Source organism: Actinoplanes sp. NPDC051388 (assembly GCF_055586225.1).
Genome location: NZ_JBVJIP010000013.1, coordinates 63267 through 88482, shown reverse-complemented (window position 1 = coordinate 88482; position 25216 = coordinate 63267). Strand labels below are relative to the sequence as shown.

Here is a 25216-nt window from a genome sequence, read left to right as displayed (position 1 = left end):
GAGCACTACGAACGGGGTATGCCCAGCACTACCAGTCGCCGGCGCGGCGGGCCCGCCACGGGCGGCCGTCCGGGTCGTACACCAGGCGATAGGCCGGCACCGCCCAGATCCGCTGCCACAGCGGCAGCTTCTTGGTCTCGTGCGGCACGAGGCGGCCCGGCGGGCGAGGACCCTTGCGGCCGGAACGGTGCCAGTCACGCAGTGCGTTGGCTTTCGCGTTCACCGTGCGTACCGTCTCGGCGGGGTCCACCAAGCCCTCGTCGTCGCCCGCGTCGAGGTGCTCCCGCAGCAGATCCAACCGCAGCTCCCGGGCGAAGCGCCGGGCGCCGTCGCCGAGCCCGGCGGGATCGGCCGGCGCGCGCCCGTCCACCCGCTCGTCGAGCACCGCGCAGGACAACTCACTGTCGTGGGTCCAGGAGCGGCGGTTGAAGTTGTCGCTGCCCACGCTCACCCACACGTCGTCGATCACGCAGACCTTGGCGTGCACATAGACCGGCGTGCCCTCGTGGTTCTCCACGTCGAAGACGTGCACCCGGTCCGGCGCCGCCTTCGCGCACAGGCTGATCGCCTCCTGCCGGCCAACCTGGTTGGGCGGCAGCGCGAACCGCCCGTCGACGTCCGGATGCCGCGGCACCACGGCGATCAGATGCAGGTCACGGTGCTGGCGCAGGGAGTCGGCGAAGAGCTGGGCCACCTCGGTCGACCACAGATATTGGTCCTCGAGATAGATCAGCCGCCGGGCCCGTTTGATCGCCTTGGTGTAGCCGCGCGCGACGGTCTGCTCACCCATCGACGCGAATTTGTAGGCCGGCCGCATCGCCGGGTAGGTCCGCAGCACCTGGATCGCGAGCGGCCCGTCGGCCGGCGGATCGGGCGGCTGGTCGGGCAGCTTGTCGGCGCTCATGTCGGCGTGCCGGAGCTTGTCCTGGACGGTGGAGATCGGGCCGTGCTGGTCCAGGTCCGCGGGGTCGCGCCAGCGCTCGCGGAAGGTCAGGTCGAGCGCGCCGACCACCGGCCCCCGCAACGCGAGCTGGACGTCGTGCCAGGGCGGATGCTCGCCGTACGCCTTGGCCATCGTTACCGCCTGCCGGTCGCCACGATGGTCGGCGTCGTCCCGGCGGCTGTGGCACAGGTCGATGCCGCCGGCGAACGCGATGTCCCGGCTCGGATCGTCCTTGCGCCGGATCACCACCAGCTTCTGATGATGCGATCCGCCGCGCCGCACCCGCTGGTCGAGCAGCACCTCACCGCCGGCCGCCCGGATATCGTCGCCGAGATTGCGGTTCTCCTCCTCGGAGTAGGCCATCTTGTCGAGGTGGGAGCGCCAGAGCAGCCCCTTGACGATCACCCCGCGCTTGGCCGCCGCCGAGAACAGCTCGGCGATCGTCGGACCGTCGTCGCGCATCAGTTGATCCGGATCGCCCCGCCAGTCCGTGAAGAAGAGCAGATCCCCCGCACCCAGGCTTTCGACTTCGGCCACCAACCGGTCGAAATACGTTTTACCGTGTATCAGCGGTTCGGCGGTGTTTCCGGCCGTCCAGGTGGGTATGGAGGTGTCCGGGTTGCCGCGCTCCTCTGCGGTGAGAAACCAGTCCGTCAGCGGCACGAGCAGCCCTTCCGAGGTCGACGAAGCCCTCACCGTAAGCCGGGTTCCCGGGTTCCGCACCCCGGAAGCCGGTGATCACTCCCGCTCCCCTCCGGAGGTACGCAATGAGCTCCGAGCCGATCACCTCTCAGCCGATCACCGCAGACCCCGCCATGGCCGCCGAAAAGGGCCTGCTCATCGCCGTCCTGCTGCTGGTCCTGCTCGGCGTCGGAGCCATGCTCCTCATGCAGTAGGCCCTCAGCTGAGCGGATCCACGGCGTGCAGCATGGCGAGCAGCCCGTCGATCGCGTTCCACTCTCCGCTGGGCGTCGGGTCCGGCGAGAAGTGCATCATCCGATTGCGCAGCCGCCGCACCTGCTCAAGCTGCGCCATGAACGCCGCGTGGTCCAGCGGCCAGTCCAGCTTCGCGAAGTGGTCCGGCTGCTTGAGCAGCCAGCCATAGCTGCCGAACGTCATCGACTCGACGTCCTTCGTCTTGGTGAGCTTCTTGATCTCTTCGATCGAGAAGGTCTCCCGCACCCGCCGCTGCAGCCGGCGCTCACACTCCTCGATCATCGTGAACGGCTTGGCCACCTCACCGAACCGATTCGCCAGGTCGGCGGCGGTCACGATGCCGGCCATGCTCATCCGGTCCTTGGAACGCACGAAGATGAACCCCTGCCCGGCGATGTCATCGATGCGCGGAAGCACCAGGTCGTCGTATTGAGCCTCCGGCGCAATACGCCTGGCCTGCAGGGCGGTCGGGGTGCTGGAGTGTGCCATCTGCGCCTTGGCGATCGACTCCCAGCTGACGGCCCCGTAGTAGACGCCGGCCGCATCGATGATCGCGAGCTGTGAGTAGTTGTGCTGCAACATGATCGTCCGCGCCCTGACGATCGAGTCGCCAGGCTTCACCGCGGCCAGCCGGACATCGTGCGGCAGCAGATTGCCGAATCGCAGCGTGAACGGCTTGGCGTCCTCGGCCTCTTCGTCCTCGCCGGCGCCGCTCGCCTCGGCGACCTTCTCGAGCACGGTCTCCACGGTGGAGTCATCGGCCTCGGCACCGGACTTGGCAACCAGGATGGCCGTGTCGATCCAGCCCTCGGTGAACGGCGGTGCGGTGGTCAGCGCGTGCTCGGCCAGATCGTCGCTGATCCGGGTCACCGCCTGGCTGGTCCGGCGGTTCGCGCCCCACGCCTTGAGCAACTCGCGGACCGTCATGTGCCGGCCGGTCGGTGACTCGGCGATCTCGGCCAGTAGCGCCTCCGGGGTGACCAGGTCACCGCCCGGCAACTCGTCCTCGCTCGGCCCGGGGTCGCGGCCGGTCTCGGCCAGCACCTCGATCCGCCGGGCCGCGCCGTTCCGGCGCAACGCGCAGATCGTCAGCAACGAACCGAGGCTGTAGAGCAGGTCCTGCTGGATGGCGCTTCTCGGCAGCGCCGGCCGCTTCCAGAACACCTCGCGAACGTGGCGCCGACCCGGCTCGGCGTCCGCGCGGTAGCGGTAATCACTCGCGATCCGCCCGAGCGCGACACACCCCGGCGTGTGCCGCAGCGGGGTGATCACGTAGTCGCCGATCTCCATGACCCGGGTCATCCGCCACAGCTGACCGGTCCAGTTGGCCACCACGGTCCGGGATCGGTGCGGGTAGGCCTCGCGGACCATCGCCTGCAACGTGCGGCGTGACCGCACGCCGGAGAGATCACCGAGCTCGGGCCAGCCGCCGATCACCAGGCCCGCGGTCAGCGCCTCGTCCTCGCGCTCGCCCGCACGCCCGGCGCGCACCATCCATGCCGCAGCCATCGCCACTCCGATCCGGCCACTCTGTCCGACGTGGATGGATTCTTTCAGGGGATCTTGCGGACGCACACCCCCTCGATCCGGTGCTGAAGAGCCGCACGTTCGGTGCGTTGTCGCGGGCTGGCGGCTGCACTAGCGTGCGGCGGGTGATGGGTTACCGGCCGCTCAGTTTTCGCGACGCCGCTCGACTCCTCGGGGTTGCCGACAGTCCGTTTACCAGGGCGTTCGGTGCGGTCAGCGGGGCCGCCGCCTCGGTGGTCACACTCGGCAGTCTCGGTGGGAACGACTTCTTCGCCCTGCGGGGCGAGATGATCAACTGGGGAAACGCGGTGGTGACCGGGCTGCGTGAGCGGTTGACCGGAGTCAAGCGGTTCGATCGCACGCAGCGGCTGGTCGCGGCGCACGGCATCGTCGTGGTGACGGCGTTCTATGAGGCCCTCGACATCGTCGTGGCGGCCCATCCCGAACTTGATCTCAGCAACACCCCGCTGACCGCCGCGGAGCAGGTCGCGATCGCCACCTCGACCGAACCGGCCCAGCGATACGCCGAACTCGTGGCCACGCTGGTCGACACCCCACCGCCGATGCCCGCGCCGCATCGGCCGTTCGAGTCGAACCTTGACAGTGTCTACAGCTTCTACGACACGGCGGCCATCAAACTCCGGAACTACCTGCGGGAGCGGGGCGTCGACGGGCTGGCGGCCATCGAGGACGACCTGGTGCACGAGGCGATGACCCGATATCCCGAGGCCTATCGTTCGCTGATCGCGCAGGCGTCTGAGTTCGGGGTCTGGGCCGGCATGGTGGACGCCGAGGCCACTCGCGAGCTGTTGCGAGAGTCCGTGGCCGACCTGACGCGGCAACTGGACGACCTGCGCTCTCTCTCCGGCGCCGCGGCCGTGGACGCCGTCCTCTCCGGACTCGGCAAACGTTATCGGGCCGCACTGGACCGGCCGATCCTCGAGGCCGCTCAGGCGCCGGCGCATGTCGTGCTGCCCAGCCTCGGCGCGGGCTACCTCGATCCGCACGGCCGGGTCGCCGAAGCCGGGCCGTTCGACCTGCCGGCCACCGAGACCTTCTGGGAGGATTCCCGGCCGGTCGAGAACGTCCAGGACTTCCTGCTGGCGCATCTGGCCACGCCGGGCGCGGTGACCGGTACGCTGGTGGTGCTCGGCCAGCCGGGCTCCGGCAAGTCCGCGATGACCCGCACGCTGGCCGCCAAGCTGCCCGCCACGGACTTCCTGGTAGTTCGGGTCGAGCTGCGCAACGTGGCCGCGGACGCCTCGATCCAATCGCAGATCGAAGCGGCGCTGCTGGACGTGCTCGGCGAACGCGTCTCCTGGCCCGAGCTGACCCGCCGGGCGGGCGACGCGCTGCCCGTGATCATCCTCGACGGGTTCGACGAGCTGTTGCAGGCCACCGGCACGAACCGGGCCGACTATCTGGAACAGATCCGCGAGTTCCAGCAGCGGGAGCTCGAGCTTGACCGGCCCGCCGCGGTGCTGGTCACCAGCCGCACCGTAGTGGCGGACCGGGCACGCTTTCCGGAGTGGACGGTGGTGCTGCGGCTGGAACCGTTCGCGGAAGAGCAGGTGCACGCCTGGCTCGACGTGTGGAACGGTCTGAACGCCGCCGGTCTCGCCGCCCGGGGTCTGCGGCCGCTGTCCGCCGGGACCGCGCTGGCGCAGGGCGAGCTGGCCCGTCAGCCGCTGCTGTTGTTGCTGCTGGCGCTCTATGACGCCGGCTCGAACGCTCTTCAGTCCGCGGGTTCGGACCTGCGAAGCGTTGACCTCTATGAGCGGCTGTTCACTGATTTCGTGGAGCGAGAGGTCGACAAGCAGGGCCGCGGATGCACCGACGACCAGCGCGCCTCGGACATCGACGTGGAGTGGCGTCGGCTCAGCGCGGTCGCGGTGGCCATCTTGAACCGCGGCGGCGACGTGATCCTCGACGCTGAGCTGAACAGCGACCTCCCGCGGTTGCTGGCGGCCGACGACCTGCGCCTGGCCGGGACCGACTCGGCGAATCGAGCCCTGACCGCCGCGCAGTTGATGGTCGGGCGCTTCTTCTTCATCCATGAGTCCCAGGCCACCCGCGACACCGAAGCTCCCGAACGCAGCTTCGAGTTCCTGCACGCCACCTTCGGCGACTTTCTGGCCGCCCGGCACATCGTCGGCGAGCTGGTCGACCTGGCTGAGGAGCGCGTTCACCAGCGCCGCCGTCGCGGCGTCATCGATCCTGGCGGCCTGTATGCGGCCACGTCGTTCGTGACGATCGGCCGGCGGGCGCCGCTGTGGGACTTCTGCCGCGGGCTGCTCGACAACCTCGACGCCGGGCAGCGGCAAATCTGCCGCGAGCTGGTCCTCGAGCTCTTGCCGGATGCCGGGTATCCGCATCCCACCTGGACAAAAGCGAGCTACGAGCCGCGGCGCACGCCGCCTGCCGTGCGGCACGCGGCATTCTCGGCGAACCTGGTCTGCTTCGCGGTGCTGCTGAGCGACCAGCCGGTGGACGCGGCCGAGCTGGTCGGTGAGCCGGTCGTCGACAACTGGCGGCGGCTCGCACTGCTGTGGCAGAGCCAACTCGACGGTGAGGACCGCAAGCGGCTGTGGCAGAGGCTGCGGGTGGCGTGGCGCTTGGACACCGACCCGACCCGGCTGGAGATCCGTCCGGAGGACGGCGCCGACGTAAGCGTCTATGAGTCGCTGCCATGGCCGCCGGACGAGCGTCCGCCCACGCTGAGCGCGGAGGACCGGGCAACCGCGTGGGCGCCGGACGCCGAGGTGGCACCCGAAGGCGCGCTCGGCAGGTCGCTGCGTCGCTCGGCGTTCGTGCAGACCACCCATGACATTCGCGAGTTGCTCTACGACATGATTCCGCTCTGGCGGGATTACCGATCGTCCGGTCTGCGCTCGTTCGACCAGCCGTTTCCGGTGTCGGACACGGCTGCTTTCCTGCGGCTCTTGTTGGCGCCGGAGGGCGATCTGGTCGACGTGCGTGCTCTGCTCTACAAGCTGTCGTTTTTGGGCACCCTGCCGCAACGGCAGCGTGATCTGCTGGTCCGGCAGCTCGCCACCGAAGCCCATACCTTCTTACCAATCGATCTGCAGTCAATCGTCGCCTGCCTGAAGGCCGTCGACTTCCAGCGCAACCATGCTCCCTATCTGGAGATCACCTCGGCGGTAGCCGCGGACCCCGTCCTGGGTCGTGACATCGCACGGGCGTTGCTTCTCCAGGTGGAACATGATCTCAGCCTGGTCGATGACGTGGTGCGTCGTGCGGTGGACTCACTGCGCGACGATCTAGCGCGACGGTAAGGTCCCGGCTGTGGATGCCACCGCGAAGAGGGCAACCCCTGGCGTAGCGTCGGGCCGTGGACAACCTGCACCCGGTGCGCCGCGTCACCGTCGGCGAAAAGAGCGCCGACATCGATGAGGACCTGGCGCCGGTCGTCGAGGTGATCTGGCGGCTCGGGCTGACCACCTGGACCAGTTGCCAGAACGCCGGAGAGAGCAACGCGAGCTGGGGCGAGAGGCTGCCGCACATGCGGGCGGTCGTGGAGAGGCAACTCGACTGGGCGTATGTCGATTTCCCGGTCGACGACGGCCTCACCTTTTTGACGGCGCTCGCCCAGGCCGGCCCGCGGGACGCCTTCTATCTGCGGATGAACCACTGGGCCGCGCCCGACTCGTGGGATGTCTCGGCGCGGCCGATGGACGTCGCGACCTTCGACGTGAAGCGCCAGTCGAAGTTCAAGCTGGGGCTGATCTTCGTTCTGTTTCCCCGTTACGACATCGCCGAGATCCTCCGCCGGCTCACGGCATATGAGGATGGCTGGCGGACTCTGCCGGGTCCGGTCGACGGGTCGAGTATGAACCGCTGACGGCGGTGGCCGCGCGGACGAAGGCCGCGACGGCCGGCGAGTGTGAGCCGGCCGACCAGGCGACCACCAGTGTGGACGCGGCCAGTTCGGGGACCGGCCGATAGGCGATGCCCGGCCGGCGGTGCAGCCGCGCGAGGGACTGCGGCGCGTACCAGACGATCGTGCCCAGCTCGACCAGGTTGAAGATCTGCGCCAGGTCGAGGCCGGTGCGCCCGGCGCCGGGCGCCGGCGGCAGATCCTCGCGGTCCGCGCGCCGGCCGTCGGGCAGCAACCGCCCGGCCAGGTCGGAGAGGCGCAGCGACGAGCGGGCGGCCAGCGGATCGTCCGCGGCCAGCGCGACCAGGCGCGGCTCGACCAGCAGCGGCTCCGAGTCGAGGCCGCGGTCGTCGAACGGTTGCGGCAGGATCGCCACGTCCGCGCGCCCGTCCCGCAGCGCCGGCGCCTGCTCGCCGCGCCCGCCCAGCGTCAGGTCCACCGGCAGCGCCGCCGCATCCTCCTGGTAGGCCGCGAGGATCTTCGGCAGCAGCCCGGCGTCGTAGTCCGCCTTCATCGCCAGCCGCAGCTTCCCGGCCGCGGTGACCCGCCGGCCGGCCGCGGCCACCGCATCCAGAGCGATCCGCGCGTCATGCAGGAAGACCTCCCCGGCGGGCGTGAGCGCGACCTGGCGGGTGGTGCGTTCCAGCAGCGTGACGCCCAGCTGGTGCTCCAGCTCGCGGATCGCCCGGGACAGCGGCGGCTGCGCCATGTTCAGCCGCGCCGCCGCCCGCCCGAAGTGCAGTTCGTCCGCCACCGCCACGAAGTACCGCAGCTGCCGGACCTCCAGGTCACTCATATCCCCACGGTATCAATGCGGATCGGATCGGTCCTTCAGGTCTGCCGGCGCCGGGGCTTGACTGGACCCATGATCGTTGTCACCGCACCCACCAGCCAGATCGGCCGCCACCTCCTGCGCGAGCTCCGGGGCGAGGAGATCAGGGTGATCGCCCGGCGCCCCGAGGCGGTCACCGCGGACGTCGAGATCGTGCCCGGCTCGCACGCGGATCCCGACGTCGTCGACAAGGCCTTCGAGGGCGCCGACTCGGTGTTCTGGCTGGTGCCCTCCGACCCTCGTGCGCCGAGCGCCGAGGCGGCCTACTCCGGCTTCGCCCGCCCGGCCGTCGCGGCCTTCGCCGACCACGGTGTGCAGCGGGTGGTGGGCATCTCCGCACTGGGCCGCGGTCAACTGGGCCGCGGTCAACTGGGCCGCGGTCAACTGGGCCGCGGTCAATTGGGCCGCGGCCACCGCAAGCCCGCCGGCCACGTGACCGCCACGCTCGCGATGGACGACCTGATCACCGCATCCGGCGTGAACTACCGGGCCCTGACCATGCCGTCCTTCATGGACAACACCCGGCGGCAGGCAGACGCCATCAAGGGCCAAGGCGTGTTCTACGGCCCGCAGCAGCAGGACCGCAAGGTGCCGCTGGTCGCCACCAAGGACATCGCCGTGAAGGCCGCCGCCCTGCTGCTCGACCACTCGTGGACCGGCCAGGCCGAGGTGCCGGTGCTCGGCCCGGAGGACCTCTCGCCGGCCGACATGGCCCGGATCATGTCCGAGGTGCTCGGCCGGCCGGTCCGATTCCAGCAGATCCCGGGCGCGGCCTTCAGGGACAACCTGATCAAGGCGGGCATGTCCGAGCCGATGGCGCAGAGCATGCTCGAGATGGCCGAGGCGAAGAACGACGGCCTGGACAACGCCGTCCCCCGCACCCCGGAGACGTCCAGCCCGACCACCTTCCGCGAGTGGTGCGCGGAGAACCTCAGATAGTCGCCAGCACGTCGGCGATGGTGGTCGCCAGGGGAGTGTTGGGGAGACCCGCGGCGCGGGCCGGCGCCGGATCGCGATGCAGCGTCGGCCAGAGCGCCGGGTCCTTGATGAGCGGGCCGGGCCGCAGCGGAACCTCGCGTAGGTCGACCGAGGTGCCGGCGGCCGCGGCGCAAGCGAGGATCAGCGAGCCCAGGGTGGTGGTGTCACCGACGGCCGTCCAGGCGCCGCCGGTCGACGAGGCAAGCAACCGCACCACGAAGGTGGCCACGTCGCGGCTGTCCACCAGCTGCACCGGCTGGGCGACCGATCCTGGCACGAGAACCTCGCCACCACGGGCAGCGAGCCGGACCCAGTCGGTCAGGCCGGGCTGGTTGTCCCCGGGACCGGCCACCTTCCCCGGACGGACGATCGTCGCGCGCTCGCCGTACCGGGAAGTGACGATCTGCTCGCAGGCCACTTTGGACGGACCGTAGGTGTCGTTCGTGAGCGGTGGCGAAGCATCGAAAATGGCCGGCCGCAGGCCAGAAGAACCGCCGTCGAAGACGGCGTGCGACGAGATGAACAGGTAGCGCCCCACCCGATCGCCCAGCGCGTCGATCGCGCCGGAGACGTGCCGCGGGATGTAGCCGCTGCAATCGACCACCGCGTCCCATTCGCCGGAGCGCAGAGCTGAATAGTCGCCGGTGTCGCGGTCACCGACCAGTCCGGGCATGGACGGATCGGTGCCGCGGTTGAACAAGGCCGGGGAATCCAAAAGGGCGGCGATGGCCCGGCCGACGAAGCCGGTGCCGCCGAGGACGAGGACACGCACTCAGTCAGTGTGCGGCAGCCGCTCGGCCGGGATCACGCCGAGGCGGCCCTTCTGGTAGTCCTCGAACGCCTGCATCAGCTCCTCGCGGGTGTTCATCACGAACGGCCCGTAGTGCGCCACCGGCTCGCGGATCGGCTTGCCGCCCAGCACGAAGAGGTCCAGCTCCGATGAAGCGGAGACCCGGATCGCGTCGCCCGCGCCGAACACGGCGAGCTGACCGGTCTGGATCGGCCGGGCCTCGGCGCCGACCGTGCCGTGCCCGGACATGATGTAGACCAGCGCGTTGTAGTCGGCCTGCCAGGGCAGTTCGAGGCGGGCGCCGGGCTGCAGCGTGACGTGTGCCAGGTTGATCGGCGTGTGCGTCGAGCCGGGGCCGTCGTGCCCGGCGATCGAGCCGGCGATCACCCGGATCAGGGCGCCGCCGTCCGGCGTGGTGAGCAACGCCGCTTCGCGACCGCGGATGTCCTGGTATTTCGGGGCGATCATCTTGGCCACCCGCGGCAGGTTGACCCAGAGCTGCAGGCCGTGGAACAGCCCGCCGCTCATCACCAGTTTCTCCGGCGGCGCCTCGATGTGCAGGATCCCGCCACCGGCCGTCATCCACTGCGTGTCGCCGTTGGTGATCGTGCCACCGCCACCGTTCGAGTCCTGGTGGTCCATGGTGCCGTCGATCATGTAGGTGACCGTCTCGAAGCCGCGGTGCGGGTGCCACGGTGTGCCCTTGGGCTCACCCGGCGCATAGTCGACCTCACCCATCTGGTCCAGGTGGATGAACGGGTCCAGCTCATTGACCGGTACGCCGGCGAACGCGCGCCGCACCGGGAAGCCCTCACCCTCGAACCCGCTCGGGGCGGTGGTCAGCCGGCGCACCGGGCGGTGCTTGGTGGCGGCCTCGTCGAGTTTCGGCAGCCGGGGCAGGACGAGAACGTCGTCGACGGTGATGGCGGGCATGTCAGACCTTCCTGATCTTGGTGAAGACGCGTCCGATGACGGCGAGCTCCTCGTCGTCCAGGTGATCGATGAAGCTGTCCCGCACGGTCTCGAGATGCAGCGGCGCCGCCTCGACCAGTGCGGCCATGCCGTGCTCGGTGAGCACGGCCTCCTGCCCGCGGCCGTCGTCCGCGCAGGCCTGCTTGCGGACCAGGCCACGCTTGACCATCGCGGAGATCTGATAGGTGCACCGGCTCGGCGAGAACACCAGCCGGTCGGCCAGCTCACCCATCCGAAGGCGGTGGCCCGATGTCTCGGAGAGCACCACGAGCACGTGATAATCCGACATGCTGAGACCGGTGGCCGCGCGCAACTCGTCGTCGAGCCGCGCGTGCAGCACCCACGACGATTCGATGAACGCCCGCCAGCTCTGCTGCTGGCGCTCTGTCAACGGCTCGGCCATGGCACTGACGATAACTCTTTCAAATCTGAAATACCAGTGATGTGCCGGATCCCTCGGCTAGCGTGCGACGGGTGCGCACCCCGAGGTTGATGTGACGAGACGAGTGGTGGTGACCGGCGCCGCCGGGCTCATCGGCCGGGCCGTGGTCGAGCACCTGGCCGCCGCGCTGATCCCGGTCACCGCGCTGATCCTGGAACCGGCCCACCTGCCCTGCGACCGCGTGGTCATCGGCGACGCCACCGACCCGGCCGTGGTCGCCGACGCCCTGCGCGACGCCGACGCGGTGATCCACCTGGCCGCGATCGCGTCCCCGCTCAGCGATCCCGCCGAGGTGGTCTTCGGGCGCAACACGCTGGCCACCTTCACGGTGCTCGACCAGGCCGGCCGCGCCGGCATCCGCCAGGTGGCGCTGGCCAGCAGCTACGCGATCTGCGGCCTGCCGTTCGCGGTGCGGCGGCTGCGGATGCCCTATCTGCCGATCGACCTGGCGATGCCGCTGCAGATCACCGACCCGTATGCGCTGTCCAAGCGCGCCGACGAGGAGACCGCCGCGATGGCCCACCGGCGCTATGGGATGACCACGGTGGCGCTGCGCCTGCCGTTCGTCGGCACGGCCGAGGGCCGCCTGGGCGAGACGGCGAAGGTCTTCGAGACCAATCCGGAACGCGGCGTCAACGACGTCTGGTCCTATCTGGACGCGCGCGATGCCGCCCGCGCTCTGGTCCTGGCCCTCACCCCGGCGACCCCGGGCAGCCACGCACTCTATCTGGCGGCCCCCGAAACCCTCGCCCCGCAACCGACCGAGGACCTGCTCGACCGCTTCCACCCGGGCGTGCCGCGCCCGCACTTCCCCGGCCGCACGGTCCCGATCGACCTGACCCCGGCCCGCGAGCTGCTCGGCTTCACCGCCGAACACCCCTTCACGATCAAGAGCCCCAGGTCGTAGCGGGGTGGGTGGCCCGAATCGCAGCTCCCGCCGGGGCCGCTCCGGGCGGCCGCACGCTCCGCTCCGCGGCCGTCCTCACGGCGACGTGCGTGATCCCAACGCCCAGTCGCTCCGCTCCCAAACCATCGCGGCGTCGCTGGGATTTGCCCCCGATCAGCTCACCCCGATGCCGGGCGGCGCAGCCAACGAGGCCTACGGTCTCGGCCCCGATCTGGTGCTGCGCATGCCCCGATCGCCGGAGTTCGCGGCCGACCTGCGCAAGGAGGCGGCGCTCCTCCCACTGGTGACCGCGGCCGGCGTGCGGACCGCCGAGCTGGTCGCCTCCGGCACCGACTATCTGGTGACCAGACGAGTGCACGGCACCGAACTGGCCGCGGCCGGATCCGACGCCCACTTCGAAAATCGGCCCACCGAGGTCTCCGGGCACGTCGAGCCGGCCGACCGGCGCCGGCATCTGTCGGAGACCACGACGGCATCGGGGAGCGTGCCCGACACCGTCGCCAGGCAGGCCGGGCGGGAACTCGCCAAGCTCCACCGCATCACGTCCGCGCCGCCAGAGGTCCCGACCGACGCGGCCGCCGACCCGCACGCGCTGCTGGATCGCCTGCGCGCCAACGGATCGATCGACGCAGACTCGGCCGGCTGGCTGGGCGAGTGGTTCGCCAGGCTGGCCACGGACGAGCCGCCACGGGCACTCGTGCACGGCGACGTGGCCCCGCAAAACCTGCTGGTGGCCCCCGACGGCACCCTGGCCGGCCTGATCGACTGGGGTGACGCGGCCATCGCCGACCCGGCAACCGACTTCGCCAAGCTGCCGTTCACACTGGTCCCCGCCGCGCTGGCCGGCTACCGAGAGGCGGGCGCGACCGACTCCCCGTGGGAGCGAAGAGTCCTGTGGCACCGCCTGTCCTGGGCGCTGGGCCGCCTGGAGAACCCGACACCCCACGACGGCCGGCATTGGAGCGCGCCGCCGTTCGCGCGGCTGCTGGACCTCCTGCATTTCTTCACCACCGCCCCACCACCTCCGTGGCCGTCCCTAGCACCGCCGCGACATCCATAAGCCGAACGCCCGTCGCCTGGGGGTGTTGCGTATGTGTGTGCAGAGCGGCTCTGCACACACATACCCAACACCCCTGCGCGGAGCCGGCCCAGCCGGCCTGGCCCACCCCAGCCCGGCCCAGCTCGGCCCAGCTCGGCCCGGCCCGGCCCAGCTCGGCCCGGCCCGGCTTGCCCTAGCCGGCCCGGCCCGGGCCAGGCCAGGTGGGGTGTGGCCGGGCGGTGGGGTGCGGCCGCGCAGCGGCGGGGGTGGTGGGCACGGGCGTCGCCGTGCGGGTGCATTGGTTTGGACGCGTCGCGGCCTTGATGTGCCCGCGCGGTCCTCGGCGTGAGCTGCGGGCCGGGACCACCCACCCGGCTACGACATCGTCTTTATGATCCGTCGTTGAAATAGATGCGCAGGCGGCCGTCGTCCCAGCTCACGGCGCTGACTCGGACCACCGACGCGCGGTTGGCGAGCCAGTTCGTGGCCGACGCGAACGTGTCCGCGGCGGTCGGGCCGGCGAACGACACCCGCTGCACCCAGCCGTCCGTGTCGCGCGACGGGTGATGCGGGGCCGCGACCGGGGCCATCGTCGGCTCCGGGCCGGAGATCACCGCGGTCGGGCCCACCGCCTCGCCGTTGAGCACGCCCTGGACGAACCAGTCGTTGATCGTCTCGTCGTGTTCGACGCTCCAGCCGCTGATCGGGCCGATGTCCGCGGCGATCGCGTTCTTCGCGTTGTCCAACGCCGCGTCCAGCGTCATGACCTCGAGGTCACCGCCGTTGTATTCCACCCGGTAACTCATTGCCGCCCAGTACCCGCGGCGGCGCCAATCTAAGCGGTTGGGCTTAAGCGGCCGGGTCGTGCAGCGAGGTCGTCGCGGCGGCGCGGAGGCGGTTGAGGTCGACGCCCTTCTCCACCAGGATCTGCACCGCCAGGCCCTCGCCCTCGCGCAGCATGCCGAGCAGGATGTGCTCGGGCGCGATGTAGTTGTGCTTCAACCGGATCGCCTCGCGCAGCGACAACTCGAGGACCTTCTTGTTGCGCGGCGAGAACGGGATGTGCCCGCCGCCGGTGCCGTAGAAGCGGCCGAACAGGCGGCCTTTCCGTTTCGGGCCGGTCTCGCGGGGGAGTCGCAGCGCGCCCGGGCCGAAATTCTCCTCGATGGCGCGGCGCACCGCGTCGAGGTCGATGCCGATCGCCTTGAGCGCTGCCGCGTCCTCGGCGTCCGCCTCGCTGCGCACATCGCTCGCGGCGCGCGGGCCGGCGCCCACCCGGCGCAGGATCTCGGCGCGCACATAGTCCGCGTCGACCTCGTCGACCCGCAGCGCCACCGCGATCGGGCCGTCCGCGTCGGCGAGCAACGCGAGCAGCGTGTGCTCGGTGCCGATCGGTTTCTGGTCCAGCCGGCGTGCTTCCTCCTGGGCGCGGACCACCGCCTCGCGGGCGGCGTGGGTGAATCGCTCGAACATCTCAACCTCCCCGTGGGTCGTCGGCCGGCATGCGGCCGGCGTGCTTCTTGTGGACGCCCTGCCGGGTCACTTCGAGCGCGTCCGCGATCTCCTGCCAGGACCAGCCTTTGCGTCGGGCGTTCGCCACCTGCAGATGCTCGAGGCCCTCGAGCAGGCGGCGCAGCGCCACGACCGCGCGCAGGCCGACCCGTGGATCGGCGCTGCCGGCGGCGGCGGCCAGGTCGGTTGCTTCGGTCATGGCTGTCAACCTACGTTGACGTGACCGGTGATGTCAACCTAAGTTGACGCAGAAAAAGGGCCGCCCATCACGGGCGGCCCTTCGAAAGAACTTCTACCGGCCTCGGCCGGTCTTCTCCTGGAGCTCGTCGATCATGCGGGACGCGTCGGCCTTGGTGAGCTCGTCCGGCACGTCCTCGTGTGCTTCCGAGGCGAGCGTGTGCAGATATGACTCCTGCGCTCCGGTGGCCGGCTCGTCGCCGGTCGTCCAGTCCTGCGGGTCCTTGATCGTGTTCGACCCGGGCTCAGTCATGATGCCACCTTCCTCGGTCCTGGTCTTCGTACACCAGTTCCACTACCCAGGGAAGGTCAGCTCCATGCCGGCCAGTGCGCTGAAGGACAACATCAGGTCCACCGGACGGGTGGTCGGGGCGGTCACCGCGAACTGTGTGCCCCACGGGTCACGCAGCTCGGCGATCAGCCCGAGACCCATGTCGGTCGGCGCGATCACCACCTCGGCGCCCAGGTCACAGGCCGCAGCGACGCTGCCGGCACAGTCCGCCACCTGAAAGCTCGGACGCCACCGGGCGACCCGGCCGCCGGGCGCGAGGCCGGCCACCGCGTCGTGCCCGGGGGTCAGCCACTCGATGCCGTCGCGCAGCAACCAGCCGAACGCCTCGCCGTAGAACCGCTCGGCCGCGGCCGCGTCATCGGTGAGCAGCTCGGGCCACGACATCGCGCCCGGCTCGCCGGCCATCTGCGCGCCTGCGAAGTCCCCCGCCTGCCACAGGCCCAGCGTCGCGCCGGACGGGTCCGACACCACGGCTCCCTGGCCGCCGCGGCCGTTCATCGGGCCGCTCAGGCACCGGCCGCCGGCCGCGGCGAAGCGCTGCACGCTGGCGCCCAGGGCGTCGGTGGCCAGATAGGTCAGCCAGCCGGCCGGACGGCCCGGGCGGGTGCGGGTCAGGCCGGCGACCGCGCGGCCCCGCAGCTTGAAACGATCGCCCGCGGGCTCCCAGCCGAACAGGGACGCGTAGAAATCCTGTGCCCGGCCCGGCTCTGCACTGGCCAATTCGACCCAGCAGGGTGCCGCCGGCGCGAAACCTCTGATCCGCATGATCGCTCCATCGTGGACGTCGCCAACTGCCGAACACCTTACGGCAATCAATACGCTCCGCCACCATCTGAGGGTTCAATGTCGGAAATTATCGAGTTTCAGTGACGGTGCGTGTTCGTTTGTTCGACCGATCCAGCAACCGCATCACTGGTGTGACCGCGATTCCATGCAAAACCACGGACACGAGTACGACGAATCCGACGGTCGCCCAGAGCAGATCGGCGTGGGCGAACTCGGCGTGTGTCACCGCATACGCCAGGTAATAGAACGAGCCGATCCCGCGGATGCCGAACGCCGCGATGATCCAGTGCTCCGCCGGGCGCCCGGGCGCGCCGATCAGCGACGCGAATCCGACCAGCGGACGAACCACCACGATCAGGGCCAGTCCGGTGAGCGCGGCGGTCCAGGTGAGCGGTGCCAGCAGTCCACTCACCACCGCGCCGCCGAAGAGCAACAGCAGCATCACGGTCAGCAGCCGCTCGGTCTGCTCGGCGAAGTCGTGCAGCACCTGGTGGAAGTCGTGCGAGCGTTCGGCCGCCCGGATGCCGCGCGCCGCCACGAACACCGCCAGGAAGCCGTAGCCGCCGGCCACCTCGACCAGCCCGTACGCCAGGAACGTCGCGGCCAGCGCCAGGAACCCCTCCGAGTGCCGGGACAGCCGCAGCGACTCCCGCTTGGCCCGGAAGAACAGCCGGCCCAGCCCCTTGCCGATCAACAGCCCGCCGAGCACCCCGACCACGCCCTGATAGAGCACGTGCTCGAGCGACCAATCGCCGACCCAGCCCAGCCCGGCCACGGTCGCCATGCCGATCGCGGCGTAGACGAACGGGAACGCCAGCCCGTCGTTGAGTCCCGCCTCCGAGGTGAGCGCGAACCGCACCTCGTCCTCCGAGTCCTCCTCGTCGGTGGGCTCGCCGACCTGCACGTCCGAGGCGAGCACCGGGTCGGTCGGGGCGAGCGCGGCGCCCAGCAGCAGCGCGGCGGCCGGCACCAGCCCGGCCCACCACCAGCCCAGGAAGGCCACGGCGGCGATGGTCACCGGCATCGCGATGGCCAGCAGCCGCCAGGTGGACGCCCAGCCGCGGCGGGTGAGCGGCCGGTCGATCTTGAGGCCGGCGCCCATCAGGGCGACGATCACGCCGATCTCGGTGAGGTGCTCGGTCAGCTTCGGGGTGGCGAGCGGGTCGATGTCGGGCAGGCCGAGAGGCAGCGCGAAGACGATCATGCCGAGCGCGAGGAACGCGATGGGCATGGACAGCGGGCGGCGCTCGAGCACGCGGGGGAGGATGCCGGCCAGCAGAGCGCCCACACCGAAAAGGGCAAATACGAGGTCGGACGTCTGCACGGGCCTTCTGTGCCCTCGATCAGGCCGGGATCAACATTTCGAACCACACGGTCGAGCCGCGGACCGTCGGATCGGTGCCCCAGCTGTCGCTGAGCTCCTCGATCAGGCCCAGGCCGCGGCCCCGGCTGCTCAGCGCGTCGGTGTGTGCCCGGGTCACGCTGCCGCGGGTGCCGGTGTCGGCCACCGAGACCAGCAGTCGCTCGGCGGTCAGGTCGATGCGCACCTGGGCCGGGGTGCCCGCGTGCAGCAGCGCATTGGTGGTCAGCTCGCTGGTGCACAGGATGGCCGCGCCGATCACCGGCTCGGGCACCTGCCAGTCGCGCAGCTTGGCGGTCATCCAGGCGCGCACCTTGCTCGGGCTGGTCGGCTCGGCCGCCGCCTGCAGGGTCGCGGACCGGCTCAGCGCCAGCGCCCGCTCGACGGCCAGCACCGCGACGTCGTCGTCGGTCTGCCCGGCCACCGCCGAGGTGGCCAGCGCGCACATGTTGCGCGGGTCGCCGCCGGACGCGCCGGCCGCCGCGGCGACCAGGTCGTCGAGCCCGTCGGCGAGCGGGCGCCCACGACGCTCCACCACGCCGTCGCTGAACATCAGGATGGTGTCGCCGGGCTCGAGCGTGACCAGGCCGGTCTGCCAGCGTCCGCCCAGCCCGAGCGGCGCGCCGGGTGGCACCTTGACCAGCTCGGCGGTCGGCGCCTCGCCGGAGACCCCGGCCCGGCGCAGCACCGGCGGCGGATGCCCGGCGCTGGCCAGCGTGATGGTGCCGTCCTCCGGGTCGAGCAGACCGTAGACCACGGTCACGAAGATCTCCTCGTTGCGCGACTCTGCGCCCAGCGAGCCGACCAGCCGATCGAGCCCGGCAAGCACGCTCGGCGGCGCCGGGTCGGTCAGCGCCAGCGCCCGCAGCGCGGCCCGGACCTGGCCCATCACCGCGGCCGCCCGCACGTCGTGCCCGGCCACGTCGCCGAGGACCATGGCCAGCCGGCCGTCGCTCAGCACGAACGCGTCGTAGAAGTCACCGCCCGCGGCATTGCCGTCGACGCCGACGTCGTAGCGCGCGGCGATGCGGAACGTTTCAAGCTCTGGCAGGTGCTCGGGCAGCATGCTGCGCTGCAGCAGCTGGGCGGTGCCGTGCTGGGCCTCGAACCGGCGGGCCCGCTCGGCGGCCTGCGCGACCAGCTCGGCGGTGGCGTTGAGCAGCGCCCGCTCGGCCGGCAGCCAGGCGTGCGCGGAGGTGAAGCCCATGGTCAGGGCGCCGCGCAGGGACGGCGCGCGCAGCGGGATCGCGGCCAGCGAGCGGACCCGCCGCTCGTGCCGGTCGGTGGCCACCTCGGCCAGCGGCGTGCCGTCGGCCTCGTATGACGGCCGGCCGGACTCGGCGGCGGCGACCAGCGGCGCCTCCGGGTGGCCGTGCGGCACCCGTTTCCACACCGGCGGCAGACGCTCGTCCGCCTCGTCGATCATCTCGCCGCGGACCCGCCGCACATATCGATAGGCCCCGCCGTCGTCGATCGCGAAGACGCAGTGGTCGACGCCGAACGAGGAGATCGCATAGGACAGCACGACGCGGGTGACGTCGTCGATGGTCATCGCTCCGGCCAGCCGCGCGGTCAGCTCGCCGAGGCTCTGCAGCCGCTGGGTCACCTGGGTGGTCTCGGCGGCGACGGTGAGCACGCCGACCACCCGGCCGTCTCGGTCGCGCACCACCGAGTGGCCGCGGGTGAACGACGCCAGCTCCACGCCGGAGACGCCGCGCGGCACGCTGACCTGGGTCTCCGCCTCGAGATAGGGCCGGCCGCTGCGATAGACGTCGTCGATCACCGCGCCCACGCCGGGCGCCTGCCAGAGCCGGCCGAAGACGTCGGCGGCGGGCCGGCCCAGCGCGTCCGGGTGCTTGCCGCCGAGCACCGCCGCATAGGCATCGTTGTAGATCAGCAGATAGGTGTCGCCGTAGGCCAGCGCCATCGGCACCGGCGAGGCCAGAACCAGGTCGACAGTGGCCCGGACCACCGGATCCCACTGGTCGGCGGGGCCCAGCGAGGTCTGCTCCCACGGGAAGTCGCGCACCAGATCGGCACACAGCGCGGTCGCCGCGCCTGCCCGGGCGGACAGCGCGGTGCTTGCGGAAGGGGTTCCGCCTCCCGTGCCGACCATGCTGTGAGCCTAGCCCGCCTCGTCCGTTTGGACGATGCCGCACTGGCCGACCGTCCGATTCCTGACTGTACGAGGGGCTAGGCCGGTTGCGTACCCCGTGCCCGGATCCACGGCGGACCGTTTCGTTCGGCGGGTTGTGGCGCGGGGCTCTATGGTCGTTGGGGGCCGGCGCTCGCCGACCCGGCGGACGAGCGCGAGGAGGGGCGATGACCGGCGACGGCCTCGGCCAAGGACTGAGCGACATGTGGCGCTCCGTGCTGTTGTTCCTGCCGGCCGCATTGGCCTTCGTGGTGATCCTGGTCATCGGCTATGTGCTGGCTCGGTTGCTGCGCACGTTCGTGGGCAAGGGGCTGCGGCGGGTCGGCTTCGATCGCGCGGTGGATCGTGGCCCGGTGGGCAAGGCGCTGAGCGGCAGCAAGATCACGGCGAGTGACCTGTGCGCCAAGATCGCGTTCTATGCGGTGCTGCTGTTCGCGCTGCAACTCGCGTTCGGCGTCTGGGGCCCCAACCCGGTCAGTGATCTGCTGTCCGCGCTGATCGGCTGGCTCCCGCGGGCCTTCGTGGCAATCGTGATCATCGTGGTCGCGGCGGCCATCGCGAACGCCGCGCACGACCTGATCGCCAGCGCGCTGGGCGGATTGGCGTACGGCCGGCTGCTGGCCCGCATCGCCTCTGTGCTGATCATCACGCTCGGCGTGATCGCGGCGCTGGAGCAGGTGAACATCGCCACCGCGGTGACCGGGCCGGTGCTGATCGCGGTGCTCGCCACCGTGGCCGGGGTGATCATCGTGGGTGTCGGCGGCGGGCTGATCAAGCCGATGCAACAGCGCTGGGACACCTGGCTCGAGCGGGCCGGCACCGAGTCGGCGGTGATCCGTGAGCACGCCCGGACTTATGCCGACGAGCGGGTCCGCGCCGAAGAGGCCCGCAAGGCCGAGGAGGCCCGCCGCGCCGAAGAGGCCCGGATCGCCGAGGAGGCCCGCAAGGCGGAAGAGGCTCGCAAGGCGGAGGAAGCGCGCAAGGCCGAGGAAGCGCGCAAGGCGGAAGAGGCTCGCAAGGCGGAAGAGGCTCGCAAGGCCGAGGAGGCCCGTAAGGCGGAAGAGGCCCGGAAGGCCGAAGAGGCCCGCAAGGCCGACGAGGTGCGTAAGGCCGAGGCCGCGCAGCGAGTCAAGGAGGCCGAGGCCGCGGCCCGCCGCAAGGCCGAGGACGAGGCCGCCCGGCAGCGCGCGCTGGACGCCACCGCCGCCGAGGAGACGCAGGTCATCTCGTCGCCGAAGACCAGCGGGCCGCGCCGGGCCACCGACACCGCGTTCGATGTCGAGCCGGTGGACGGCCGGCCGTCGCTGATCCCCGGGTTCGACCGGGACGAGCCGGAGAGCGAGAAGACGCAGGTCCTCCCGCCGCTGCCGCCGCCCGACGCGACCCAGGTGCTGCCGGACGACGACACGCCCACCGACCCGGGCGTCGGGAAGAAGCGGTGAGAAAGGGCCGGCACCCCGCGCGGGGTGCCGGCCCTCGGCCTGTCAGGTGGGCTTGGTCAGCTGGTCAGCGTGTGCGTCAGAGAGCACACCGCCAGCAGGCGGCGCAGCACCCAGTCGCTCCCGGTCCAGTCGATCTCGCCGACCGGCGGGGTCCAGCCGTGCTTGAACGCGGCGTCCCGGACCCCCTCCGCATAGGCGGCCAGGATCACCGGGGTCAGCGCCCGCTCGTCGGCGGAGAGGCTGTCCCGGACACCGGCGGCGTGCTGATCGATGGTGGCCAGCAGCCCCGGCGAGTCGGCCGAGGCGGCCAGACCGGAGACACCGACGGAAGCCATCAGCTCGTCGAGGGAAGCGTGGGCGGAGCGCAGGGCAGCGCGAGCGGCAGCGCCGCTGAACAGGCCATTCATAGAACAGAACGGTAGGGAGCCCGGGGTAGCCAACGGTTCTCCCGACCGGTGCAGGCCGGTTGAACTTATTCCGCCGGCTCGGCTCGCTCCGGGCGCCGGCGGGCGGCGTCGTCGGCCAGGATCACGGTGGCGACGACCAGCGCGACCACGACCGCGAAGAGCCAGGACGCGTCGTCGATCAGGATCGCGGCCAGTGGCGCCTGGAACGCGACGAGCAGAAAGCCCAGCCAGGCGAAGCGGCGCTGACGCTCGGAGAGGAAACCGTCGGATCGCATCCGGACAGTCTGGCTCGATCCGGACGCAACGCCGTCACCCGTTCGGCCGATTCTCAGTTGACCGTTGGTGCCCCCAGCGCTGAGTCAAGGCCACTCAACCATTCGAGCGTATCTACCGATCGCGCTGGTCACCCTGCTCACCGTGAGCGCCTGCACGCCACTTCCGCCCCGGCCGCCCGGTCCGCCGCCGGCGAACGTGCCGCCGGCCGCCGAACGGGTGCTGGCCGGAACGCTGCGGGGCCGCACCGGGGCGCATCTGCTGGTCGCGAACGCCGCCTCGCGGGTCGAGGTGGAACTGGTCGAGCTGCCCGGACTGCTCTATCGGATCAGCACCCCGGCGGACTCCGGGCTGGCGGCTCGGGTGACCGGCGGCCGCGGGCTCGTGCGGGTGGGGCTGCAGCCGACCGCGCAGAGCGGGCCGGACACCGTGAAGATCCTGCTCAACCGTTCGGTGCGGTGGGACATCCGGCTCCCGGCCGGCGGCGGCGAGCAGCGGCTCGATCTGGCCGCGGGCCGGGTCGCCCGGGTCGAGCTGGGCGCCTCCGGGCTGGTCGAGATGGAACTGCCGCAGCCGGTCGGCACCGTGCCGGTGGTCTTACGCGGCGGGGCCGGCGCGGTCGTGGTGACCGGGCCGGCCGGTGTGCCGATGCGGGTGTCGCTGAGTGCGGGCGCCGGGTCGGTGGTCACGCCGTGGACCGCGAACAACGGCACCGCGGCGGGGGAGATCCTGGCCGCGCCCGGGTGGATCGACGCGCGCGACCGCTACGCGATCCACCTCAGGGCGGGCGTGGGAACCCTCACGATCAGGTGAGACTCAGATGCCCGGCCGGTCGACCTGACCGCGCCATTCGCCGGTCTCGTTGCCGCCGCGCTCCTCGATGAACGTCTTGAACCGCTCCAGGTCACCCTTCACCTGACGGTCCAGGAAGCCCAGCTTGGCGCCGGCTTTCTCGACCAGGCCGTCCGGCTCGAAGTCCATCTGGACCGTGACCCGGGTGTTCGTGTCGCTGAGCCGGTGGAAGGTGACCACCCCGGCCTGCCTGGCGCCGTCGACCGAGGTCCAGGCGACCCGCTCGTCGGGCAACTGCTCAGTGATCTTGGCGTCGAACTCCCGCTTGACGCCGTCGATGTCGGTCTTCCAGTGCGTGGTCGTCGGATCCAGCTGGCGGATCTCCGACACTCCGCTCATGAAGCGCGGAAACTCCTCGAACTGGGTCCACTGGTTGTAGGCCGTCCGCACCGGGACTTCCACGTCGATGGACTCGGTGACTGTGCTCTTGTCGTTTCCCATGACTGTGAACTGCCCGCGCATCTCAGAGACAAACTGCCTTTCCTGGGTACGTTCACAGCGTGACTGCCGCAGACGCGATCATCATCGGGGCCGGACACAACGGCCTGGTGGCCGCCAACCTGCTCGCCGACGCCGGCTGGGACGTGGAGGTCGTCGAGGCCACCCCGCACCCCGGCGGCGCCGTCCGATCGGGTTTCGTGACCGCCCCCGGCTACCTCTCCGACCTCTTCAGCTCGTTCTACCCCCTGGGCTACGCCTCGCCGGTCATGCGAGACCTGGGACTGGATGGGTTCGGCCTGCGCTGGACGCACGCCCCCGAGGTGTTCACGCACCTGTTGCCGGACGGCCGCGCGGCCACCGTGAGCCGCGACCTGAACCGCACGATGGCCTCGATGGAGCAGTTCGCCCCGGGCGACGGCGAGCGCTGGCGCCGGGCCTTCGAGGAGTGGCGCGCCCTCTCGCCACGGCTGCTGGACACCCTGTTCACCCCGTTCCCGCCGGTGCGGAGCGGCCTCGGGCTGGGCGGGCAGCTCGGCGTCGGCGGCGCGCTGCGGATGGGCCGCCGCCTGGTGCTGTCGGTCCGCGAGCTGGGCGCCGAGCTGTTCCGCGGCGAGGGCGCGAAGCTCGCGCTGGCCGGCTGCACGCTGCACACCGACCTGTCGCCCGAGGAGGCCGGCGGCGGCGTCTACGGCTGGCTGCTGGCCATGCTCGGGCAGGAGGTCGGCTGGCCGGTGCCGATCGGCGGCGCCCAGGAGATCACCTCGGCGCTGGTCCGCCGTCTGGAGTCGCGCGGCGGACGGGTCGTCTACAACGCGCCGGTGACCCGGGTGCTGGTCGCGCGCGGACGGGCGATGGGTGTGCGCACCGCGGACGGCGTGGATCGGCGGGCCACCCGGGCGGTGCTCGCCGACGTCCCCGCGCCGGCGCTCTATCTGGACCTGGTCGGCAGCCGGTGGCTGCCGCCGCGGGTCGTCGAGGACCTCGAGCACTTCCGCTGGGACGGCGCCACGGTCAAGGTCGACTGGGCGGTGCGTGGCCGGATCCCGTGGACGAACCCGGCCGCCGCCCCGGCCGGCACCGTGCACCTGGCCAAGGATCTCGACGGCCTCACCCACTATGCCGCGGACCTGGCCACCGACACTGTCCCGGAGGACCCGTTCCTGCTGTTCGGGCAGACCACGACGGCCGACCCGACCCGTTCACCGGCCGGCACCGAGTCGGCGTGGGCCTACACGCATCTGCCGCACCGGGCGTCCTGGGACGAGGACGAGATCGCCGCGCACGTGCAGCGGATGGAGGCGGTGGTCGAGGCGCAGGCGCCCGGCTTCGGCGAGCTGGTCGCGGCCCGCAACGTCTTCGCCCCGGCCGACCTGGAGCGGGAGAACCCGGCGCTGGTCGGCGGCGCGCTCGGCGGCGGCACCGCGGCCGCCTTCCAGCAGCTCTTCCTCCGCCCGATCCCGGGCCTGGGCCGCCCGGACACCCCGGTCGACCGGCTCTTCCTGGCCAACTCGTCGGCGCATCCGGGCGGCGGCGTGCACGGCGCCCCCGGCGCGAACGCGGCGCACGCCGCGCTGGCCCGCGACCGGGCGCTGACCGGCGGCATGTATCGGGCGGTGATCGACGTCGCGCACCGCGCCGTCTATCGCTGAGCCACCCGGTTGCCCACCGCGAGGTCGCACAGCCGGCGGAGGGCCTCCACATTGCGCTGGTGCAGGACCACGTCGTTGAGCTTGTTGCGGAGCAGCAGCAACGGCCCCTTGTCGAACTGCTCCTCCATCGACACCCGGGTCGCGGACGAGCCGACCGGCTCCAGGGTGATCCGCACGCGCGCCTGGCCCAGCGGCCATAGCCCGGCCTCCAGGATCAGCTCCCGGTCCGGCGTCACGGCCACCACCGTCGATTTGTCCCGCAGCGAGAACGGCCACGGCCCCGCCTTGTGGTGCACGCGCGAGCCGACGGCCGGCCAGCCCTCGTCCACATTGACGATGTGCGCCGTGCCCACCACCCAGTCGCTGTAGGTCCAGCCGTCCGCGAGAACGGCGAACACCCGGCTCGGAACGGCCGGAACGGTACGCTTCACAAGTGCCACAACCTGCCCATACCCGCGGATCCACCAGGTCTAACTAACCCTCATGTTTACGGTTTTGGGCGTCGGGCATGCTCCACCGCGTATTCACCAGTCTCTCCGGATCTTT

Annotated in this window: 25 protein-coding genes and 2 pseudogenes; 9 read left to right on the top strand and 18 right to left on the bottom strand. The window is 71.1% G+C overall.

The window, feature by feature from the left end; genetic code table 11:
- Positions 1-28: 28 nt before the first annotated feature.
- Positions 29-1606, bottom strand: coding sequence for a phospholipase D family protein (locus ACZ6TI_RS29840; RefSeq protein ID WP_465348491.1), 1578 nt, complete (start codon positions 1604-1606; stop codon positions 29-31).
- Between the two features lie 104 nt (positions 1607-1710).
- Here ACZ6TI_RS29840 and ACZ6TI_RS29835 point away from each other — a divergent pair, with 104 nt between their 5' ends.
- Complete coding sequence (locus ACZ6TI_RS29835) at positions 1711-1839, top strand: hypothetical protein (protein ID WP_465348490.1); 129 nt, start codon at positions 1711-1713, stop codon at positions 1837-1839.
- A gap of 4 nt (positions 1840-1843) precedes the next feature.
- On the opposite strand, the gene ACZ6TI_RS29830 is transcribed toward ACZ6TI_RS29835, so the two are convergent.
- Entirely contained in the window at positions 1844-3388 is a 1545-nt protein-coding gene (locus ACZ6TI_RS29830) for a CBS domain-containing protein (protein WP_465348489.1), read from the bottom strand.
- Between the two features lie 146 nt (positions 3389-3534).
- Here ACZ6TI_RS29830 and ACZ6TI_RS29825 point away from each other — a divergent pair, with 146 nt between their 5' ends.
- Together ACZ6TI_RS29825 and ACZ6TI_RS29820 are read left to right on the top strand one after the other, a co-directional pair.
- On the top strand, positions 3535-6702 hold the full coding sequence (locus ACZ6TI_RS29825) for an NACHT domain-containing protein (protein WP_465348663.1): 3168 nt from the start codon (positions 3535-3537) through the stop codon (positions 6700-6702).
- A gap of 56 nt (positions 6703-6758) precedes the next feature.
- Positions 6759-7268 (top strand): hypothetical protein, encoded by a 510-nt coding sequence (locus ACZ6TI_RS29820; protein ID WP_465348488.1) that lies wholly within the window; start codon positions 6759-6761, stop codon positions 7266-7268.
- Here ACZ6TI_RS29820 and ACZ6TI_RS29815 read toward each other — a convergent pair.
- Positions 7201-8100, bottom strand: a complete 900-nt coding sequence (locus ACZ6TI_RS29815; protein WP_465348487.1) for a LysR family transcriptional regulator — start codon at positions 8098-8100, stop codon at positions 7201-7203. The genes ACZ6TI_RS29820 and ACZ6TI_RS29815 overlap by 68 nt on opposite strands.
- A 69-nt stretch (positions 8101-8169) precedes the next feature.
- Here ACZ6TI_RS29815 and ACZ6TI_RS29810 point away from each other — a divergent pair, with 69 nt between their 5' ends.
- Positions 8170-9075, top strand: coding sequence for an NmrA family NAD(P)-binding protein (locus ACZ6TI_RS29810; RefSeq protein ID WP_465348486.1), 906 nt, complete (start codon positions 8170-8172; stop codon positions 9073-9075).
- On the opposite strand, the gene ACZ6TI_RS29805 is transcribed toward ACZ6TI_RS29810, so the two are convergent.
- From ACZ6TI_RS29805 to ACZ6TI_RS29795, 3 genes are read right to left on the bottom strand one after another with little or no spacing between them, the layout of a single operon-like run.
- Positions 9068-9886 (bottom strand): NAD-dependent epimerase/dehydratase family protein, encoded by an 819-nt coding sequence (locus tag ACZ6TI_RS29805; protein ID WP_465348485.1) that lies wholly within the window; start codon positions 9884-9886, stop codon positions 9068-9070. The genes ACZ6TI_RS29810 and ACZ6TI_RS29805 overlap by 8 nt on opposite strands.
- Entirely contained in the window at positions 9887-10837 is a 951-nt protein-coding gene (locus ACZ6TI_RS29800; RefSeq protein ID WP_465348484.1) for a pirin family protein, read from the bottom strand.
- Position 10838: 1 nt separating this feature from the next.
- On the bottom strand, positions 10839-11279 hold the full coding sequence (locus ACZ6TI_RS29795) for a MarR family winged helix-turn-helix transcriptional regulator (protein WP_465348483.1): 441 nt from the start codon (positions 11277-11279) through the stop codon (positions 10839-10841).
- A gap of 91 nt (positions 11280-11370) precedes the next feature.
- Between ACZ6TI_RS29795 and ACZ6TI_RS29790 the strand changes: the two genes are divergently transcribed.
- Both ACZ6TI_RS29790 and ACZ6TI_RS29785 read left to right on the top strand, forming a co-directional pair.
- The gene (locus ACZ6TI_RS29790) at positions 11371-12225 is read left to right on the top strand and encodes an NAD-dependent epimerase/dehydratase family protein (protein ID WP_465348482.1); all 855 of its coding nucleotides are present in this window, start codon (positions 11371-11373) and stop codon (positions 12223-12225) included.
- A gap of 85 nt (positions 12226-12310) precedes the next feature.
- On the top strand, positions 12311-13285 hold the full coding sequence (locus ACZ6TI_RS29785; RefSeq protein WP_465348481.1) for a phosphotransferase family protein: 975 nt from the start codon (positions 12311-12313) through the stop codon (positions 13283-13285).
- Positions 13286-13653: 368 nt separating this feature from the next.
- Here the strand turns inward: ACZ6TI_RS29785 and ACZ6TI_RS29780 are convergent, their stop codons facing one another.
- From ACZ6TI_RS29780 to ACZ6TI_RS29745, 8 genes and pseudogenes are all read right to left on the bottom strand, one after another.
- On the bottom strand, positions 13654-14070 hold the full coding sequence (locus tag ACZ6TI_RS29780) for a hypothetical protein (RefSeq protein WP_465348480.1): 417 nt from the start codon (positions 14068-14070) through the stop codon (positions 13654-13656).
- A gap of 43 nt (positions 14071-14113) precedes the next feature.
- A pseudogene (locus tag ACZ6TI_RS29775) lies at positions 14114-14500 on the bottom strand (Clp protease N-terminal domain-containing protein); the annotation flags it as partial.
- A gap of 24 nt (positions 14501-14524) precedes the next feature.
- A pseudogene (locus ACZ6TI_RS29770) lies at positions 14525-14737 on the bottom strand (Clp protease N-terminal domain-containing protein); the annotation flags it as partial.
- A gap of 1 nt (position 14738) precedes the next feature.
- Complete coding sequence (locus ACZ6TI_RS29765; protein ID WP_465348479.1) at positions 14739-14975, bottom strand: helix-turn-helix domain-containing protein; 237 nt, start codon at positions 14973-14975, stop codon at positions 14739-14741.
- A gap of 93 nt (positions 14976-15068) precedes the next feature.
- The gene (locus ACZ6TI_RS29760) at positions 15069-15266 is read right to left on the bottom strand and encodes a DUF3072 domain-containing protein (RefSeq protein ID WP_465348478.1); all 198 of its coding nucleotides are present in this window, start codon (positions 15264-15266) and stop codon (positions 15069-15071) included.
- 42 nt (positions 15267-15308) lie between these two features.
- On the bottom strand, positions 15309-16070 hold the full coding sequence (locus tag ACZ6TI_RS29755; RefSeq protein ID WP_465348477.1) for a VOC family protein: 762 nt from the start codon (positions 16068-16070) through the stop codon (positions 15309-15311).
- An 88-nt stretch (positions 16071-16158) separates the two neighbouring features.
- The gene (locus ACZ6TI_RS29750) at positions 16159-17379 is read right to left on the bottom strand and encodes a cation:proton antiporter (RefSeq protein ID WP_465348476.1); all 1221 of its coding nucleotides are present in this window, start codon (positions 17377-17379) and stop codon (positions 16159-16161) included.
- A gap of 55 nt (positions 17380-17434) precedes the next feature.
- On the bottom strand, positions 17435-19567 hold the full coding sequence (locus ACZ6TI_RS29745; protein WP_465348475.1) for an ATP-binding SpoIIE family protein phosphatase: 2133 nt from the start codon (positions 19565-19567) through the stop codon (positions 17435-17437).
- A gap of 206 nt (positions 19568-19773) precedes the next feature.
- Here ACZ6TI_RS29745 and ACZ6TI_RS29740 point away from each other — a divergent pair, with 206 nt between their 5' ends.
- On the top strand, positions 19774-21048 hold the full coding sequence (locus ACZ6TI_RS29740) for a mechanosensitive ion channel family protein (protein WP_465348474.1): 1275 nt from the start codon (positions 19774-19776) through the stop codon (positions 21046-21048).
- Between the two features lie 56 nt (positions 21049-21104).
- Here ACZ6TI_RS29740 and ACZ6TI_RS29735 read toward each other — a convergent pair whose 3' ends face one another.
- A complete protein-coding gene (locus tag ACZ6TI_RS29735; RefSeq protein WP_465348473.1) occupies positions 21105-21455 on the bottom strand; it encodes a DUF6401 family natural product biosynthesis protein in 351 nt (116 codons plus the stop codon).
- Between the two features lie 65 nt (positions 21456-21520).
- Complete coding sequence (locus ACZ6TI_RS29730) at positions 21521-21730, bottom strand: hypothetical protein (protein WP_465348472.1); 210 nt, start codon at positions 21728-21730, stop codon at positions 21521-21523.
- Between the two features lie 142 nt (positions 21731-21872).
- Between ACZ6TI_RS29730 and ACZ6TI_RS29725 the strand changes: the two genes are divergently transcribed.
- Complete coding sequence (locus ACZ6TI_RS29725) at positions 21873-22541, top strand: hypothetical protein (protein ID WP_465348471.1); 669 nt, start codon at positions 21873-21875, stop codon at positions 22539-22541.
- A gap of 3 nt (positions 22542-22544) precedes the next feature.
- On the opposite strand, the gene ACZ6TI_RS29720 is transcribed toward ACZ6TI_RS29725, so the two are convergent.
- Positions 22545-23021 (bottom strand): SRPBCC family protein, encoded by a 477-nt coding sequence (locus ACZ6TI_RS29720; RefSeq protein ID WP_465348470.1) that lies wholly within the window; start codon positions 23019-23021, stop codon positions 22545-22547.
- Positions 23022-23080: 59 nt separating this feature from the next.
- Between ACZ6TI_RS29720 and ACZ6TI_RS29715 the strand changes: the two genes are divergently transcribed.
- Positions 23081-24670, top strand: a complete 1590-nt coding sequence (locus ACZ6TI_RS29715) for a phytoene desaturase family protein (protein ID WP_465348469.1) — start codon at positions 23081-23083, stop codon at positions 24668-24670.
- Here the strand turns inward: ACZ6TI_RS29715 and ACZ6TI_RS29710 are convergent.
- Positions 24661-25101 (bottom strand): SRPBCC family protein, encoded by a 441-nt coding sequence (locus ACZ6TI_RS29710; protein WP_465348468.1) that lies wholly within the window; start codon positions 25099-25101, stop codon positions 24661-24663. The genes ACZ6TI_RS29715 and ACZ6TI_RS29710 overlap by 10 nt on opposite strands.
- Positions 25102-25216 lie beyond the last annotated feature (115 nt).